The sequence below is a fragment of the Sphingobium fontiphilum genome (assembly GCF_014196635.1).
GTDB classification, from domain to species: domain Bacteria; phylum Pseudomonadota; class Alphaproteobacteria; order Sphingomonadales; family Sphingomonadaceae; genus Sphingobium; species Sphingobium fontiphilum.
Map to the genome: position 1 here is coordinate 741,596 of NZ_JACIEB010000001.1, position 16,444 is coordinate 758,039.

At 62.2% G+C, this 16,444-nt stretch carries 10 protein-coding genes; 5 read left to right on the forward strand and 5 right to left on the reverse strand.

The features are described 5' to 3' along the window. Nucleotides 1–11 precede the first annotated feature (11 nt). The 4 genes from GGR44_RS03420 (at nt 12) to GGR44_RS03435 (ending at nt 4,746) form a co-directional block, all read left to right on the forward strand. Nucleotides 12–974 (forward strand): thiamine pyrophosphate-dependent dehydrogenase E1 component subunit alpha, encoded by a 963-nt coding sequence (locus tag GGR44_RS03420; RefSeq protein WP_183954008.1) that lies wholly within the window; start codon nt 12–14, stop codon nt 972–974. A gap of 21 nt (nt 975–995) precedes the next feature. Continuing rightward, nucleotides 996–2,012 carry an alpha-ketoacid dehydrogenase subunit beta gene (locus GGR44_RS03425; RefSeq protein ID WP_183954009.1) on the forward strand — a complete coding sequence of 339 codons (1,017 nt, stop codon included), beginning with the start codon at nt 996–998 and terminating at the stop codon, nt 2,010–2,012. A 6-nt stretch (nt 2,013–2,018) separates the two neighbouring features. Next, nucleotides 2,019–3,491, forward strand: coding sequence for a 2-oxo acid dehydrogenase subunit E2 (locus GGR44_RS03430; RefSeq protein WP_183954010.1), 1,473 nt, complete (start codon nt 2,019–2,021; stop codon nt 3,489–3,491). 82 nt (nt 3,492–3,573) lie between these two features. After that, nucleotides 3,574–4,746 carry an iron-containing alcohol dehydrogenase gene (locus GGR44_RS03435; protein WP_246344283.1) on the forward strand — a complete coding sequence of 391 codons (1,173 nt, stop codon included), beginning with the start codon at nt 3,574–3,576 and terminating at the stop codon, nt 4,744–4,746. A 73-nt stretch (nt 4,747–4,819) separates the two neighbouring features. Here the strand turns inward: GGR44_RS03435 and GGR44_RS03440 are convergent, their stop codons facing one another. The 5 genes from GGR44_RS03440 to GGR44_RS03460 form a co-directional block, all read right to left on the reverse strand. Next, nucleotides 4,820–11,191 (reverse strand): Calx-beta domain-containing protein, encoded by a 6,372-nt coding sequence (locus GGR44_RS03440; protein WP_183954011.1) that lies wholly within the window; start codon nt 11,189–11,191, stop codon nt 4,820–4,822. Between the two features lie 659 nt (nt 11,192–11,850). Beyond that, complete coding sequence (locus GGR44_RS03445) at nt 11,851–12,678, reverse strand: sugar phosphate isomerase/epimerase family protein (protein WP_183954012.1); 828 nt, start codon at nt 12,676–12,678, stop codon at nt 11,851–11,853. 8 nt (nt 12,679–12,686) lie between these two features. Further along, the gene (locus GGR44_RS03450; protein WP_183954013.1) at nt 12,687–13,487 is read right to left on the reverse strand and encodes an SDR family NAD(P)-dependent oxidoreductase; all 801 of its coding nucleotides are present in this window, start codon (nt 13,485–13,487) and stop codon (nt 12,687–12,689) included. Further along, nucleotides 13,487–14,251 (reverse strand): SDR family NAD(P)-dependent oxidoreductase, encoded by a 765-nt coding sequence (locus tag GGR44_RS03455; protein WP_183954014.1) that lies wholly within the window; start codon nt 14,249–14,251, stop codon nt 13,487–13,489. Before GGR44_RS03455 ends, GGR44_RS03450 begins: the two co-directional genes overlap by 1 nt. A 72-nt stretch (nt 14,252–14,323) precedes the next feature. Continuing rightward, complete coding sequence (locus tag GGR44_RS03460) at nt 14,324–14,977, reverse strand: TetR family transcriptional regulator (RefSeq protein ID WP_183954015.1); 654 nt, start codon at nt 14,975–14,977, stop codon at nt 14,324–14,326. A 146-nt stretch (nt 14,978–15,123) separates the two neighbouring features. Here GGR44_RS03460 and GGR44_RS03465 point away from each other — a divergent pair, with 146 nt between their 5' ends. Then, complete coding sequence (locus GGR44_RS03465) at nt 15,124–16,443, forward strand: aromatic ring-hydroxylating oxygenase subunit alpha (RefSeq protein ID WP_183954016.1); 1,320 nt, start codon at nt 15,124–15,126, stop codon at nt 16,441–16,443. The last annotated feature ends 1 nt before the right edge of the window (nt 16,444 follow it).

The following is a 16,444-nucleotide window of genomic DNA, read 5'->3' on the forward strand; positions in this document are numbered from 1 at the left end:
AGGAGAGCAACATGCAGCTGAGCCGCGAAGCCCTGATCCGGGCCTATCGCCAGATGAAGACGATCCGCATGTTCGAGGAACGTCTGCATGACGAAATCGCGCTGGGCGAGATTGCCGGTTTCACCCATCTATACGCGGGGCAGGAAGCCTGCGCCGTCGGCGTGTGCGAACATCTGGATCCCACCGACTATATCATCTCCACCCATCGCGGCCATGGCCATTGCATCGCCAAGGGCTGCGATGTCATCGCCATGATGAAGGAAATCTACGGATCGAGCGAGGGCCTGTGCGAGGGCAAGAGCGGGTCGATGCATATCGCCGATGTCGGCGTCGGCATGCTGGGCGCGAACGGCATCGTCGGCGCGGGGGCGCCGATCGCTGTCGGCGCGGGGATCACCGCCAAGAGCAACGGCACGGTGTCGATCTGCTTTTCGGGCGACGGCGCCTGCAACCAGGGCACGACCTTTGAAGCGATGAACATGGCCGTCGTGCTGAAGCTGCCGGTCATCTTCGTGTTCGAAAACAACCATTATTCGGAACATACCGGCGAAGCCTACGCCGTTGGCGCGGAAAGCATGACGGCGCGCTCGGCCGCATTCGGGATGAAGGCGATCAAGGCCAACGGCATTGACTTCTTCGACGTCTATCAGGCGATGGGCGAGCTGATCGAATATTGCAAGGCGGGCAATGGCCCGGCCTCCATCGAGCTGGATTGCGAACGCTTCTACGGCCATTTCGAAGGCGACCCGCAACGCTATCGCGGCGACGGCGAACTGGATCGCATCCGCGAGGAACGCGATTGCCTCAAGACCTTCCGCACCAAGGTGACGGAGGCCAAATTGCTGGAGGGCGCCGAGCTCGACACGGTCGATTCGGAAGTCGCCGACCTGATCGACCGGGCGGTCGCCCAGTCGAAAACCGCAACCCGGCCCACAGCCGAAGACGTCACCACCAACGTCTACATCAGCTACTGACGCGCGAGAGGACAGAGCATCATGGCAGTCAAGATGATCCGCGACGTCATTCGCGACACGATCGATGAGGAAATGGCGCGCGACGACAGCGTCATCATGCTGGGCGAGGATATCGTCGGCGGCAATGGCTCGGCCGGCGGCCCTGAGGCGATTGGCGGCATCTGGGGCACGTCGGGCGGCCTGTGGGCCAAATATGGCCCGGACCGCGTCATCGACACGCCCATTTCGGAAAGCGCCATCATCGGCGCGGCGGCGGGCGCGGCGCTGACCGGCAAGCGCGCCATCGCCGAAATCATGTTCGCCGACTTCATCGGCGTGTGCATGGACCAGATCTGGAATCAGGTCGCCAAATTCCGGTATATGTTCGGCGGCAAGTCCAAATGCCCCATCACCATCCGCATGCCCTATGGCGGCGGATACAATGCCGCGCCCCAGCACAGCCAGTCGATCCACCAGTTCGTCACCGCCATGCCGGGGCTGAAGGTCGTGATGCCCTCCACCCCCGCCGATACCAAGGGTCTGCTGGCCGCCGCGATCCGCGACGATGATCCGGTGATCTTCCTGGAGCACAAATTCCTTTACGCGGTGAAGGGCGAAGTGCCCGATGGCGACTTCATCCTGCCCTTCGGCCATGCGCGACAGGTGACGCAGGGCGACGACATCACCATCCTCGCCACCGGCATGATGGTGGGCATGGCCGAAAAAGCCGCCAGGACGCTGGCGCAGGACGGCATCGGTTGCGACCTGCTCGACCTGCGCACCACCAGCCCGCTGGACGAGGAGGCGATCCTCGACAGCGTCGAGCGCACCGGGCGGCTGCTCACCGTCGACGAAGCGCCGCCCCGCTGCTCCTTTGCGACCGACCTGTCGGCGCTGGTTGCGCAAAAGGCGTTCGCCTCGCTCAGGGCGCCGATCGAGATGGTGACGCCGCCGCACAGCCCGGTGCCGTTCGCCCGCGAACTCGAAGCCGCCTATCTGCCCTCGCCAGAAAAAATCATGGCGAAGGCGGTCCAGATCATGTCCTATCGTCGGGGTTAAGCGGTCATGGCCAACCTACGCGCATTCGCCATGCCCAAATGGGGCATTGAAATGACAGAGGGCGTCGTCGCCGAATGGAAGGTGGCGCAGGGCGCGCCTTTCAAAAAGGGCGATCTGCTGGCTCTCATCGAAACCGCCAAGATCACCAATGAGGTCGAAGCGGCAGCCGACGGCATGTTCGCCCGGCTGATCGCCGAAACGGGCGGCTCCTATCAGGTGGGCGAACTGATCGCCATTTTGGCCGGGCCGGACGACGCGCCGAGCGAAGCCGAAATCGACGCCTTCATCGCGGGATACAAGCCCGGCGAGAGCAAAGCGCCCGCCGCCGCCGCAAACGCTCCCGCGCCGGCGCCTGTTGCGGCCGCAGCGCCGCCGCCAGCGGCTCCGGCCAAACAGGCCATCGTCATCCCTGCGGATATCAACATCAGCCCCATCGCGCGCAGTTTTGCTGAAGAAAACGGCATTGCCGTCAGCGGTATAGCCGGGTCCGGACCGGATGGTCGCATCACCTTCCAGGATGTGCGGCAGGCCAGCCTGCCACCCGTGGCGGTTGGCGGCGGCGCGGCGGTCGACATTGCCCCCGTCGGCAATGCGCTGGGCGAGGTGTTCGCCAGCCCCCTCGCCCGGCGACTGGCGGCGGAGCACGGCGTCGATCTGGGCGGCATCGCCGGAACCGGCCCGCGCGGCCGCATCTGCAAGGCGGACGTGCTGGCGAGGGTGAAGCCTGCAGCGGCTCCCGCTCCTGCATCCGCACCCGCCGTTGCTCCCGCTCCAATGGAATTTGCGCGCCCGGCTGCGGGCGCGGCGGAGATCGTCAAGATGTCGCCAATGCGCAAGGCCATTGCGAAGGCCTTGAGCCACAGCAAATCGACCATCCCGCATTTCTATCTGCGGTCGAAGGTGCGGATCGACGCCATATTGGGCCTGCGCACCCAGGCGAAAGCCGCGACCGGCGAAGCGCCCAGCATCAACGACTATATCGTGCGCGCCTGCGCGCTGGCGCTCGTCCGTCACCCCGACGTCAATGTGCAGGTGCATGGCGATGAAATCCATCGCTTCGGCAGCGCCGACATCGCCGTGGCCGTCGCCACCGACAAGGGCCTGATCACCCCCATCGTGAAGGGCGCCGACAGGCTGTCGGTCGCCGCCATTTCGCGGGAGGTGAAGACGCTTGCCGAAAAAGCCCGCACCGGCAAGCTGCAACCCGAAGAATTTCAGGGCGGCAGTTTTTCGGTCAGCAATCTGGGCATGTTCGGCATCGACCAGTTCGACGCGATCATCAACCCGCCGCAGGGCGCCATATTGGCGGTCGGCGCGGGCGCGCGCGAACCAATCGAGATCGGCAATGCGCTGGCGTTCGGCACCATCGTCAAACTCTCGCTGTCGTGCGACCATCGCGCCATTGACGGCGCGAACGGCGCGGACTTCATGCGCACGCTCAAGGTGTTGATCGAGGAACCCGCGCTGTTGACCGGCTGATCCCGCCTTGCACGCTTGCCCCGTCCGTCTGTCTGGACCAGAAAGGACGGACGGGTCCGGCGCAGGATCGTAGCGGAGGGGAATGATGGCGTTTCAGGCGGCCTTGCCAAGGATCATCCGTGTCGGCGGCGGCGTATCGCGCGATCTGCCTTCGCTGCTGGACATGCTGGGACTCGACCGACCCCTAATCGTCACCGACCGCTTTCTGGCGGACAGCGGCAAGGCGGCGATGCTGGTCGAAGGGCTGAAGGCGGCGGGCATCAACGCCCGCGTCTTTGCCGATACCGTGCCGGAACCGACAGCCGCTTCAATCGAGGTCGCGCGCGCCTTTCTGGAGGCGGGCGAGCATGATTGCGTCGTCGGCTTCGGCGGCGGCAGCCCTATTGACAGCGCCAAGGCGATCGCCGTGCTGGCCGTGCATGGCGGCCAGTGCCGCGACTACAAGGCGCCCCATCTTCAGGATCAGTCCGGCCTGCCGGTCGTCGCCATCCCCACCACGGCGGGCACGGGGTCGGAAGCGACCCGCTTCACCATCATCACCGACGAGGTCAGCGATGAAAAGATGCTGATGGCGGGCATGGCCTATCTGCCCGTCGCCGCACTGGTTGATTATGAACTGACGCTCACCATGCCCCCGCGTCTGACCGCCGACACCGGCATCGACGCTCTGACCCATGCGATGGAGGCCTATGTCTCGCGCAAGGCCAATGCGTTCTCCGACAGTTTCGCCCTATCGGCGATGCGGGCGATTGCGCCCAATCTGCGCCAGGTCTGGGCCGACCCGCAGGATCGCGCCGCGCGCGAGGCGATGATGTTCGGGTCGATGCAGGCCGGCATCGCCTTTTCCAACGCCAGCGTCGCGCTGGTCCACGGCATGAGCCGCCCGATCGGGGCGCATTTCCATGTGCCCCACGGCCTGTCCAACGCCATGCTGTTGCCCGCGATCACCGCTTTCTCCGCACCCGCCGCGCTCAAACGCTATGCCGATTGCGCGCGCGCTATGGGCGTCGCCGACCGGGATGAAGGCGATCAGGGCGCGGTCGGCAAGCTGATCGACGAACTGGAGCGGATCAACGCCGAACTCCAGGTACCCTCCCCTGCCGCTTTCGGCATTGACGCCAGCCAATGGGATAGGCTGCTGCCGGTGATGGCGCGGCAGGCGCTGGCGTCGGGTTCACCGGGCAATAATCCACTGGTTCCGTCAGAGGCGGAGATTATCGCCCTCTATCGACGGGTGTGGGCGGCCGGGGCCTGAACGCCCCAACTACGCCCGCAGAGGAGAGCGATGCTGCGTCGCTCCCTCCTGAGCGGGAGCGACGCAAACATGGTCAGATAACCAGAAAATCCGACGCGCTCAGCGGCGGAAGGCTTGAGAGCGTTGCAAAGAGCACCGCAGCGCCAGCCCCCGTCCCGTCGGCATCATAGAGAAGGTTGCCGGTTGCCGAGTCGTAGATGATGCGATCATCGGCATCGCCGGCCTGGGCTCCAACGACAAAGGCCGTCGCCGCCAATGCGCCGCTACCCAGTTGCGAGAACACCGACTGCGCCAGCAATATCCTGTCCTGGCCGCTCTGGAAGTCGGCGATCACATCGACATTGCCCGCGCCCAGCGCGCTGCTGAAACGGAAGGAATCCGCGCCGCCCCCGCCAGTAAGAATGTCGTTTCGCGCACCGCCGTCGATCAGATTGGCGGCCCCATTGCCGGTGATGATATTGGCCAGGCTGTTGCCGATGCCGTCGACAGCCCCATTGCCGGTCAGGATCAGAGTTTCGATATGCTGAGCGCCCAGGGCGAAGCTGACCGAACTGCGGACCGTGTCGTTGCCCTGATTGACCGTCTCCGTGACGACGTCCCCGGCATTGTCCACAAAATAGACGTCATCGCCGTCGCCTCCCGCCATGCGGTCGGCCCCGCCGCCGCCATTGATGACATTGGCTGCGGCATTGCCAGTGATGCTGTTGGCCAGGCTGTTGCCTGCGCCATCAATTGCCCCATTGCCGACCAGGACCAGATTTTCGATATATTGTGCGCCCAGAGCGAAACTGATGCTGCTGCGCACGGTATCCGCGCCCTGTCCGGAGGATTCCAGCACCACATCGCCGACATTGTCGACATAATAGCTGTCATTGCCCAAGCCACCGGCCATCCGGTCCGCACCCAGGCCGCCATTGATGGCATTGTCGCCGCTGTTGCCGGTGATCTGATTGGCGAGCGTATTGCCAATGCCGTTGATCGAGGCAGAGCCGATCAGGATGAGGTTTTCGACCTCGCCAGCCAGACTGTGATTGACCGAACTCTGCACTGTATCTACGCCATTACCCGCAGTTTCGATCACGACATCGCTGATATTGTCGACAACATAGATGTCGTCGCCGGCGCCTCCCGCCATTCTGTCCGCGCCGCCGCCGCCATCTAGCCGATTGGCGGCGCTGTTGCCGGTGATATTGTTTGCAAGGCCGTTGCCCGTGCCGTTGATGCTGGCTGCGCCGGTCAGGACCAGATTTTCGATATGCTGGGAACCCAGCGCGAAACTGACGGTGCTGCGCACCGTATCGGCGCCCTGATTGGCGGTTTCGATCACCGTGTCGCCGACATTGTCGACATAGTAAATATCATCGCCTGCACCGCCGGCCATCCGGTCCGCACCGAGGCCGCCATTAATGGCATTGTTGCCGCCGTTGCCGGTCATCTGATTATCAAGCGCGTTGCCAATGCCATTGATCGACGCCGCGCCGCTCAGCAACAGGTTTTCCAGATTGTCGCCCATAGTATAGGTGATCGCACTGCGCACCGTATCTGCGCCGCCGCCGGCCAGTTCGATCACGCTGTCACCAACATTATCCACATAATAGGTGTCGTCGCCGCCACCGCCAGCCATTTGGTCCGCGCCACTGCCGCCGTTGATGATGTTGGCGGCGGAATTGCCGGTAATATTGTTGTTCAGACCATTGCCCGATCCGTTGATCGCCGCCGCCCCGGCCAGGATCAGTCGCTCGACATCATTGCCCAGCGTGAAGCTGACTGTCGTATTGACCAGATCGTCGCCCTGACCGGCAGCCTCCGTCACCACGTCACCGGCGTTGTCGACATAATAGATGTCGCCGCCATTGCCCCCGGCCATGCGGTCGGCTCCGCTGCCGCCGTTGATGATATTGGCGGCGCCATTGCCGGTGATGGCGTTGTTCAGCGCGTTGCCGGTGCCGTTGATGGCCGCAGCGCCCGTTAGGACCAGGTTTTCGATATGTTGTGCGCCCATTGAGAAGGACAGGCTGCTGAACACGGTGTCCGTGCCCTCGCCCGCAGCCTCAATGATAACGTCTCCCGCATTGTCGACATAATAGCTGTCGTCGCCCAGCCCGCCGGACATGGTGTCCAGGCCTGCGCCGCCGTTGATCACGTTATTGCCGTTATTGCCTGTGATGTCATTATTGAGGCCATTGCCGGTCCCGTCGATATGAGCGGTTCCAGTCAGGATCAGCCTTTCGATATGCTGACCCGCCAGGGAGAAGCTGACGGAACTGCGGACAATATCATAACCTTCCCCGGCCGCCTCGATGACGATGTCTCCTACATTGTCGACATAATAGATGTCGTCGCCACGTCCCCCGGCCATGCGATCGGCGGCGCCGCCGCCATTGATGACGTTGGCGGCGTCGTTGCCGACGATATTATTGGCCAGCCCGTTGCCCGTCGCATCAATATCGCCAGCGCCGACCAGTATCAGATTTTCGATATGCTGCGCGCCCAGGGCGAAATCGACAGAGGCAACGACCGTATCGATTCCCTGCCCGGCGACTTCGAAGACATTGTCCCCAACCTCATCCACAATATAGGTGTCGTTGCCCAGACCGCCGGTCATCCCATCGAGGCCCCGGCCGCCATCCAGAAAATCATCGCCTTCATTGCCGTTCAGCGTGTCGTTTTGCGACCACCCGCGCAGGATGTCGCTGCTGCCGCCGCCGTTCATGGTGATCGGTTGGGGATTTTCCTCGTCGCCAATGAAGCCCCTGGCGCTCGGGGCGTTCGGATCGATCGTTGCATTTGACGGGCTGTAGAGAACCAGCGAAAACGTCTCCGTGCCTTCGGAATAGCTGTCCTTCTCGATGGTGATGCGCACCGTCTTCAGTGTTTCACCCGGCAGGAAAACCAGTTCTCCGCTTTCCAGAGTTAGGTCGCGATAATCCGCGGTGTCGCTCTGCGCGTCATAGCGCACGGAGACGACAGCTGCGCTGGGGGCATCCAACTGGACGACAAAGTCGATATAGGTGCTGTCCTCGGCTGCAGAGGATGGGCTGACGCGGACAACGGGGGTCGTCACAAGCGGCGCGTCGTTAGCGCCGACTATGCCGATCCCGCGCGCATCATTGGCGGTCGCGCCGCTCAGGTTTGAAAGAGCGAGGCTGAAGCTCTCATTGCCCTCGGCCAGCATGTCGTTGGTGATGGCGACAGTGACGGTCTTGACCGTTTCGCCCGCAGCGAACACCAGCGATCCCGCCACCGCAGTGAAATCCGAACCCGCGGTCGCAGTGCCGTTCTGGGTTGCATAATGCATGCTGACCGTGCCGGTCGAAGGGCGGTCGAGCGAGACGATGAAGGTCGCCGTTCCCTGCGCCTCGTCGATCATCACATCGGCAACCGATGCGTTGGGCGTACCGCTCGCAGCGTCATTGGCGCCGATGCGCACTTCGGCGGAACCGTCCGCAATCGTCAGGTTGCTGCTGGGACTGAAAATGCCGAGATAAAAATTCTCGTCCCCTTCCGCGCCACTGTCCGGGCTGAGCGCGATGCGCACCGTTTTGACGGTTTCGCCCGCTGCAAAGGTCAATGTGCCGCTCTGCGAATCATAGTCGCGATAATCGGCGCTGCCGTCATCGGTGCTGTAATTGATCGTCGCGACGGCGCTGTTCGGCCGATCAAGCCGCACCGTCACGTCGACATAGGTGCGGGTCTCGTCAACTACCGCGTTTTCAACGGATATGAAGGAATTGGAGACCGCAGGAGCGTCATTGGCCCAGATCGTCCCTGTCGCCGTCGGCACCAGGCTTGTAACCCCGATCAGGCTGGAAAGCGCGAGGCTGAAGCTCTCATTGCCCTCGGTCAGCAGGTCGTTGGTGATGGCGACAGTGACGGTCTTGACCGTTTCGCCGGCCGCGAACACCAGTGATCCGCTCGCGGCTGAAAAGTCGGAACCGGCAACCGCAGTGCCGTTCTGGGTCGCATAATTCATGCTGACCGTGCCGGTGGAGGGGCGATCCAGCGAGACGATGAAGGTCGCCGTGCCTTGCGCCTCGTCAATGACGACATCGGCCACCGACACAATGGGCGTGCCGCTCGCAGCGTCATTGGCGCCGATGCGCACTTCGGCAAAGGCGTCGGCGATCGTCAGGTTGCTGCTGGGGCTGAAGATATTGACGTAAAAATTCTCGTCGCCTTCAGTATAGGCGTCAGGCGACAGCACGATGCGCACGGTCTTGACGGTTTCGCCTGCGGCAAAGGTGATTGAGCCGCTCTGCGAATCATAGTCGCGATAATCGGCGCTGCCGTCGGTGGTGCTGTAATTGATCGTCGCGACGGCGCTGTTCGGCCGATCGAGGCGCACCGTGACGTCGACATAGGTGCGCGTCTCGTCAACCACCGCATTTTCGACAAAGACGAGGGAGTTGACGACAGCAGGCGCATCATTCGCCCAGATCGTTCCCGTCGCCGTCGGCACCAGGCTATTGGCCCCGGCCAGGCTGGAAAGCGCCAGGCTGAAGCTCTCATTGCCCTCGGCCAGCATGTCGTTGGCGATGGCGACAGTGACGGTCTTGACCGTTTCGCCCGCCGCGAACACCAGCGATCCCGACGCAGCGGTGAAATCCGAACCCGCGGTCGCAGTGCCGTTCTGGGTTGCATAATGCATGCTGACCGTGCCGGTCGAAGGGCGGTCGAGTGAGACGATGAAGGTCGCCGTTCCCTGCGCCTCGTCGATCATCACATCGGCAACCGATGCATTGGGCGTGCCGCTCGCAGCATCATTGGCGCCGATGCGCACTTCGGCGGAACCGTCCGCAATCGTCAGGTTGCTGCTGGGACTGAAGATGCCGAGATAAAAATTCTCGTCCCCTTCCGCACTACTGTCAGGGCTGAGCGCGATGCGCACCGTTTTGACGGTTTCGCCCGCTGCAAAGGTGATTGAACCGCTTTGCGAGTCATAGTCGCGATAATCAGCGCTGCCATCATCGGTGCTGTAGTTGATCGTCGCGACAGCGCTGTTCGGGCGATCAAGCCGCACCGTCACGTCGACATAGGTGCGGGTTTCATCGACCACCGCATTTTCGACAAAGACGAAGGAGTTGACGACAGCAGGCGCGTCATTGGCCCAGATCGTCCCTGTCGCCGTCGGCACCAGGCTCGTCGCACCGCTCAGGTTGGAGAGCGCCAGGCTAAAGCTCTCATTACCCTCGGCCAGCATGTCGTTGGTGATGGCGACAGTGACGGTCTTGACCGTTTCGCCCGCCGCGAACACCAGCGATCCCGCCGCAGCGGTGAAATCGGAACCCGCGATCGCCGTGCCGTTCTGGGTCGCATAATTCATGCTGACCGTGCCGGTGGAGGGGCGGTCCAGCGAGACGATGAAGGTTGCAGTGCCTTGCGCCTCGTCAATGACGACATCGGCCACCGATACATTCGGCATTCCGGCTGGCGCATCATTCGCGCCGATACGCACTTCGGCAAAGGCGTCGGCGACCGTCAGGTTGCTGCTGGGACTGAAGATGTTGAGATAAAAATTCTCATCGCCTTCGGCAGAACCATCGCGATTGAGCAGGATCCGAACCGTTTTGACGGTTTCGCCCGCTGCAAAGGTCAATGTGCCGCTTTGCGAGTCATAGTCGCGATAATCGGCGCTGCCGTCGGTGGTGCTGTAATTGATCGTCGCGACTGCGCTGTTCGGACGGTCGAGGCGCACCGTGACGTCGACATAGCTGCGGGTTTCATCGACCACCGCATTTTCGACAAAGACGAGGGAGTTGACGACAGCAGGCGCGTCATTAGCCCAGATCGTCCCTGTCGCCGTCGGCACCAAGCTCGTCGCCCCGCTCAGGTTGGAGAGCGCCAGGCTAAAGCTCTCATTACCCTCGGCCAGCATGTCGTTGGTGATGGCGACAGTGACGGTCTTGACCGTTTCGCCCGCCGCGAACACCAGCGATCCCGCCGCAGCGGTGAAATCGGAACCCGCGATCGCCGTGCCGTTCTGGGTCGCATAATTCATGCTGACCGTGCCGGTGGACGGGCGGTCCAGCGAGACGATGAACGTCGCCGTTCCCTGCGCCTCGTCAATGACTACATCAGCCACCGATACATTGGGCGTGCCGCTGGATGCGTCATTAGCGCCGATCCGCACTTCGGCAAAGGCGTCGGCGATCGTCAGATTGCTGCTGGGGCTGAAGATGTTGAGAAAAAAGACTTCGTCCCCCTCAGCAGTGGAATCCGGGTGGAGAAGAATGCGGACCGTCTTTACGGTTTCGCCTGCCGCAAATGTGATTGAGCCACTTTGGGAGTCGTAATCGCGGTAATCGGCGCTGCCGTCATAGGTGCTATAGCTGATGGTCGCATCCGTCAGGTTTGCCTGATCGAGCCTGATCTGAATATCAACATAGGTGCGGCTTTCATCAACAACGACATCATCAACGAAAATATTAGATACAGAAACCGCCATTTTTCTGCCCCTGTCAGAATCTTAAAGTCACTTTAACAGTATAAATTACGGAAAAATGAAGGAGTCAACGGAGGCAAAGAATAATTTTATTTGTCACATCAAAAATCATATGACATTGAAGGGCTGATTCACTCCTATATCCGATCACCATATGAAATTGCCGCAAATATATGATTCTCATTGAAAAATAGCTGTATTTTTAGAGGGCCTCATTGGCTCGATGGCAGTAAAACTGCGCATTCCCCTGCCGAAATTGTCCAGATTCATTGCGATGGAAAATTTCGCATTTGCGGTTCCGGGGCGACTTTGGCAGCTTGATCCGAATGCGTCAGAAAATTGAAATAACGCTGTAGTTCGTGGTACGTCCGACGCCATGGCCTCCGCAATCGGCTCTCGGAATGAATGCGATGCGCCATGCCTGCGCCGATTGCGCACGGCTCAAGGGCGCGGCCGAAGGGAATGAGGACGATCAGGGCGTGACCGGGAGGCTGGTCAACGGCCTGAAGCGGATCAGCGCCAGGCGCTCTCAGTCGCCGTCATTGGCATTGACCCGGGCCAATGCGATTGCCTGCTCACGATGATGGCGCAACAGGCGTTGGCGTCGGGTTCGCCAGGTTCAACAAACCGGCGACGTCGCCCGGAGCGAAAATTATCCCGCTCTATCGGCGGCTATGAGCGGGCGCGGCCTGCCCCTCGCTCCATTGGTCCAGCCATTGCCGCGATGTCGCATAGAGCCGGGTCGCGCGTTCGCGCAGGTCGGGCCAGCTCTCCCGCAACGCCTTCGACCGTTCCTCGACCGCTATGGGTAGCCCTGCAGGCATGGCGGCGAGCAAGGGGCCGAGGGGCAACCCACCCTCGCCCAGCGGCATCCGGCCATCGATAGCCTCTGTCAGGATCGCGCCCGGGTCGACCGGATCAGCGCCGGGCGCGGGCGCATCGCATAGCTGGACATAGTTCAGCCATTGCGGCGGCACGGCGGCGACCTGCGCCAAAGTGCCGCCCGACCGCGTCCAGTGCAGCGCGTCGATCAACAGGCCCATGGCCGGATGATCGACCTCCGCCACCATGGCGCTCGCCTGGTCGATGGTCTTCACCTCGGTGAACAGCCCGAACTCCAGGTTGACGCGGATGGCGCTCCCCGCCCGTTCCGAAAGCCGCGCCAGCTTGGCGACCGTAGCGGCGGCGTCAGGATCGGAACTCACGCACAGCAGGTTGCGCGCGCCCAGTTCCATGCCGATGTCGACGATCCGGTCATGCGCGGGGTCGGCAGGGCCCGGCTTGATCCACACCACCTCGACATCCAGCAACGGCAGGCCAGTGGCCGCCAGCGCGGCCTTCACCGCCCGCGTCGTGGCGTCGCTCCAGTCGGCCGGTTCGATCCACATGCCGCCATAGTCGAACCCCGCCACTGCTGCGCATTCGACCAGATCGACCGGCGTCGCGTCGGGCATGATGCCCGACGCCATGGCCAGCGGATGACGCGCCATCGCCCGGTTCAACCCTGCCGCGCCATGGCGGCGGCAACCGAAGCCTCAATATCGGCCTTGCCGGGATTGGCGCGCAAAGTCAGTCCGCCGTTCACCTGCAAATTCTGGCCAGTCATGAAACATTCGTCGCTCGCAAGCCACACGCAACCGGCGGCGATATCTTCGGATGTGCCATAACGACCCAGCGGATAGCCCTTGACGAAAGCCTCCATCAGGCCCGGCACGGCGGTCGCGTCGGCGGTCATCGGGGTTTCGGTGACGCCGGGTGAAATGCTGTTCACGCGAACGCCATATTCGCCGAACTGGTTGGCCACGGACCGCACCAGATGGTCAGTCCCCGCCTTTGTCGCCACATAGGCGTCATGGTCATGGAACAGGATGGTGGCGGTCGCCGAACTGATCTGGATGATCGAACCGCCGCCCCGTTCCCGCATCACGGGGATCAGCGCCTGCATGAACTGGAACGGGCCACGCAGTTGCAAAGCATACATCGCGTCCAGTTCTTCCGCCGAAGTCTCCAGAAAGGGTTTGAGCAAGCCCCAGCCGGTCGCATTGACGGCGATGTCGATACCGCCCAGCGTCTCGACCGTCTGCGCGACCATGGCGTCTATGGACGATTTGTCAGTGAAGTCGCATTCCACCGCAACGCCGCCAGCGTCGGCCACGAAGGCGTCAAGCACATCGCGCCGGCGCCCGGCGACGGCGACGCTGGCCCCTTCCGCCAGAAAGCGGCGGGCGATCGTCTGCCCCATATTGCCCTGGCCCGCGGCGCCGACGATCAGCGCGCGCTTGCCCGCCAGGCGGCTCATCAGACGAACTCGTCGGCGCGCGGCGTGCGGCGCAGCGACTGGCCGGCGGTGATGTCGACCACCTGCCCGGTGATGAACGCCTCATCGCTGGCCAGCCACAATGCGGCGCTGGCGATATCCTCGATGGTCGAAAACCGGCCAAGAGGAATTTCCTTGAGGAAGGCGTTTTTGACGGCATCGACCGCGAAATAGCCCGCCGTCATGGCGCTTTGCGTAAAGCCCGGCGCGATGCTGTTCACGCGGATGCCGCGTTCGCCCAGTTCATTGGCGGCGACCCGCATCAGCACGTCCGCGCCGCCCTTGGTCGCGGCATAGGCCGCCAGACCGGGCGCCTGCACCAGGGCGGTCAGCGACGACGCCGTGATGATCGACCCGCCCTGCGCCATGGCCAGCGCCATCTGCTTGATGAACAGCGCCGTACCGACCAGATGCACCTCGCACGCGGCGCGCCAGTCGTCGGCGCTGCTGTCGATGACGCTGCCGTTCACCTCCAGCCCGGCATAGTTCACAGCGATGTCGAGCGCACCGAATGTATCGACCGCCAGCTTCGCCAGCGCCGCCAGTTCATCTTCTCGAGTGATGTCGCACGCCGCAGCAACAGCGCCAACCTCCTCCGCGATGGCCGCCACCGCATCCTTGCGCCGCGCCGCGAGCACCACCTTCGCGCCCTCCGCAACGAAACGCCGTGCGGTCGCCGCTCCCATGCTCTGCGGATTGGACGCCCCCAATATCACCGCAACCTTGCCGTCCAGCCTGCCTGCCATTGCTCACTCTCCACCATTTGGTTGTGAAGATTAGAAGGCCGGAGCGCATCGCCAACTCGGCTTTCTGACAGGTCAGTCGCCCGCGCCCAACCCCATGAAGCCCGCAGCGAAGAAAGGCACCATGCGATCGACGAGCGCATCGAGGTCGCTCGACAGCAGCGCCCCGCCCGATTGCCGGTCCAGCATCCCGCTTTCGACCAATATATGCGTGGTCGCCGCCTGAAAGAAAAAGAAGCCCCATTGCACGTCGAGCGCCGCCATTTCCGGGTGAAGCGCGGACAGCGCATCCACAAAATCATGGATCACATGGTCATAATGGGTGCGAAAGGGGGAAACATATTCCTCCTCCTGCGGATGATTGGCGACAAAGGCCAACAATCGGACATAGTTTTTCCACCCCGGGCCGCCGCGCATCGCCCGGTCGACGATGGTCGCGATCAGCGCACTCAATATCGCTTCTCGCCGCTCCCGACGGGCGCCAGTGACAGCCATGGCCTGTTCCAGCGCCCGTTCGATCCGCGCGGCATGGTCAGCCGCCCGACGATCAATGACCGCGCTGAACAGATTTTCCTTCGATCCGAAATGATAATGGGTCAGCGCCAGCTTCACATTCGCTTCGGCCGCGATCTCGCGCAACGAAACGCCATAAAAGCCGCGCCAGGAAAACAGCATCTCGGCCGCGTCCAAAATCCGTTCCGCCGTTTCGGGCGCACGCCTGCGATCCACCTTGGGATGAGAGGCTGCCTTCTGACCTGTAATTTCTGCTAGGTTCTTTTCCATTGGCCCATCTTCTGTGGCCGACTTCTTGACTCCCCGCAAGCCAGTGATAGCATTTGGTCGATCGTTCAAACAAATTAAGCCGGGAGAGGGCCATGACGGTTGAAGCATTTATGAGCCGCCACATCGCGGAATTTGATCCGCCGGTGCGCGGCGACCCCATTACGGGCGAACGCTATTATGCGAAGCGCTGGGCCGACGCCGAATGGGATAAGGTCTGGAAAAAGGTCTGGCATATCGGCGGCATGGCCGGCGACCTGATCGACGCCGGCGATTTCCTGACGCACAATCTGGGCAAGGAATCGGTGGTCATGCTGAAGCAGAACGACGGTTCGGTCCGCGCCTTCTTCAATGCCTGCCTGCATCGCGGCTATCGCCTCGCCTGGACGGAAGTGGGCGGCGCGCCGCAACTGGTGTGCGGCTATCATGGCTGGCGCTATGATCCCGACGGCACGCTGGCCCATGTGCAGGATCCCGACGATTTTCCCGGCGGCAATCCTTGCGGCAAGAACCGATTGACCGAAGTCGCCTGCGAAATATGGGGTGGGTTCGTGTGGTACAATATGGACAAGGACGCCGCCCCCTTGCGCGAATGGCTGGGCGAAACCGTCCATGACCGCCTGTCCCAATGGCAGATGGAAAAGATGACCCGCGTTTACGCGGTGAAATCCGACGTGCCCTGCAACTGGAAGATCGTTCGCGACAATTTCAACGAAAGCTACCATCTGCCGACGCTCCATCCGCAGATTTCGACGTCGATCAACGACGGCCTGTCGGACTGCGAATTCGCGATTTTCGCCGATGTCGGCCATAATATGATGCGCATGCCCGGCCTCCAGCCATCGGCCCGCTATCCCACCCATCAGGTGCTCGACCTGCAGCTGGCCGAGGCGCTGGAATATTGGGAACTGGACCCCAAGGAATTTGAAGGCAACGCCATGGCTGCGCGCGACGCGATCGCCGCGCAGAAGCGCAAGCTGGGCGCGCAAAAGGGTTATGCTCATTATGAGGGCATGGGCGATACCGAAATCGTCGACTATTTTCACTTCACCCTGTGGCCCAACATCACCTTCACCATGTGGCCGGACGGCGTGCAGTTGCTGCGTTCCGAACCCCATCCGACCGACCCGGAACGCTGCATCTTCGACCACTGGTTCATGGCGCACCAGATTGGCGACACCGGCCTGGTGATCGGTCCCAACGGCGCCACCCCCTATGAAGCGGTCGATTGCGAAACCATCGTCTTTGGCGAAAAGTCGCTGGGCATTGTCGCCGATCAGGATCTGTCGGTCGCCATCGGCCAGCAACTGGGCCTCCATTCACAGGGTTTCCGGGGCGGCATCCTGCCCAATCAGGAAAAGCGTGTTCAGTTCTTCCACGAAAAGCTGAACGACGTTTGCGAAATCCACGATTGAC

Coding starts and splice junctions, on each gene's coding strand:
- GGR44_RS03420 (WP_183954008.1), top strand. CDS start 12: ATGCAGCTGAGCCGCGAAGCCCTGATCCGGGCCTATCGCCAGATGAAG.
- GGR44_RS03425 (WP_183954009.1), top strand. CDS start 996: ATGGCAGTCAAGATGATCCGCGACGTCATTCGCGACACGATCGATGAG.
- GGR44_RS03430 (WP_183954010.1), top strand. CDS start 2,019: ATGGCCAACCTACGCGCATTCGCCATGCCCAAATGGGGCATTGAAATG.
- GGR44_RS03435 (WP_246344283.1), top strand. CDS start 3,574: ATGATGGCGTTTCAGGCGGCCTTGCCAAGGATCATCCGTGTCGGCGGC.
- GGR44_RS03440 (WP_183954011.1), bottom strand. CDS start 11,191: ATGGCGGTTTCTGTATCTAATATTTTCGTTGATGATGTCGTTGTTGAT.
- GGR44_RS03445 (WP_183954012.1), bottom strand. CDS start 12,678: ATGGCGCGTCATCCGCTGGCCATGGCGTCGGGCATCATGCCCGACGCG.
- GGR44_RS03450 (WP_183954013.1), bottom strand. CDS start 13,487: ATGAGCCGCCTGGCGGGCAAGCGCGCGCTGATCGTCGGCGCCGCGGGC.
- GGR44_RS03455 (WP_183954014.1), bottom strand. CDS start 14,251: ATGGCAGGCAGGCTGGACGGCAAGGTTGCGGTGATATTGGGGGCGTCC.
- GGR44_RS03465 (WP_183954016.1), top strand. CDS start 15,124: ATGACGGTTGAAGCATTTATGAGCCGCCACATCGCGGAATTTGATCCG.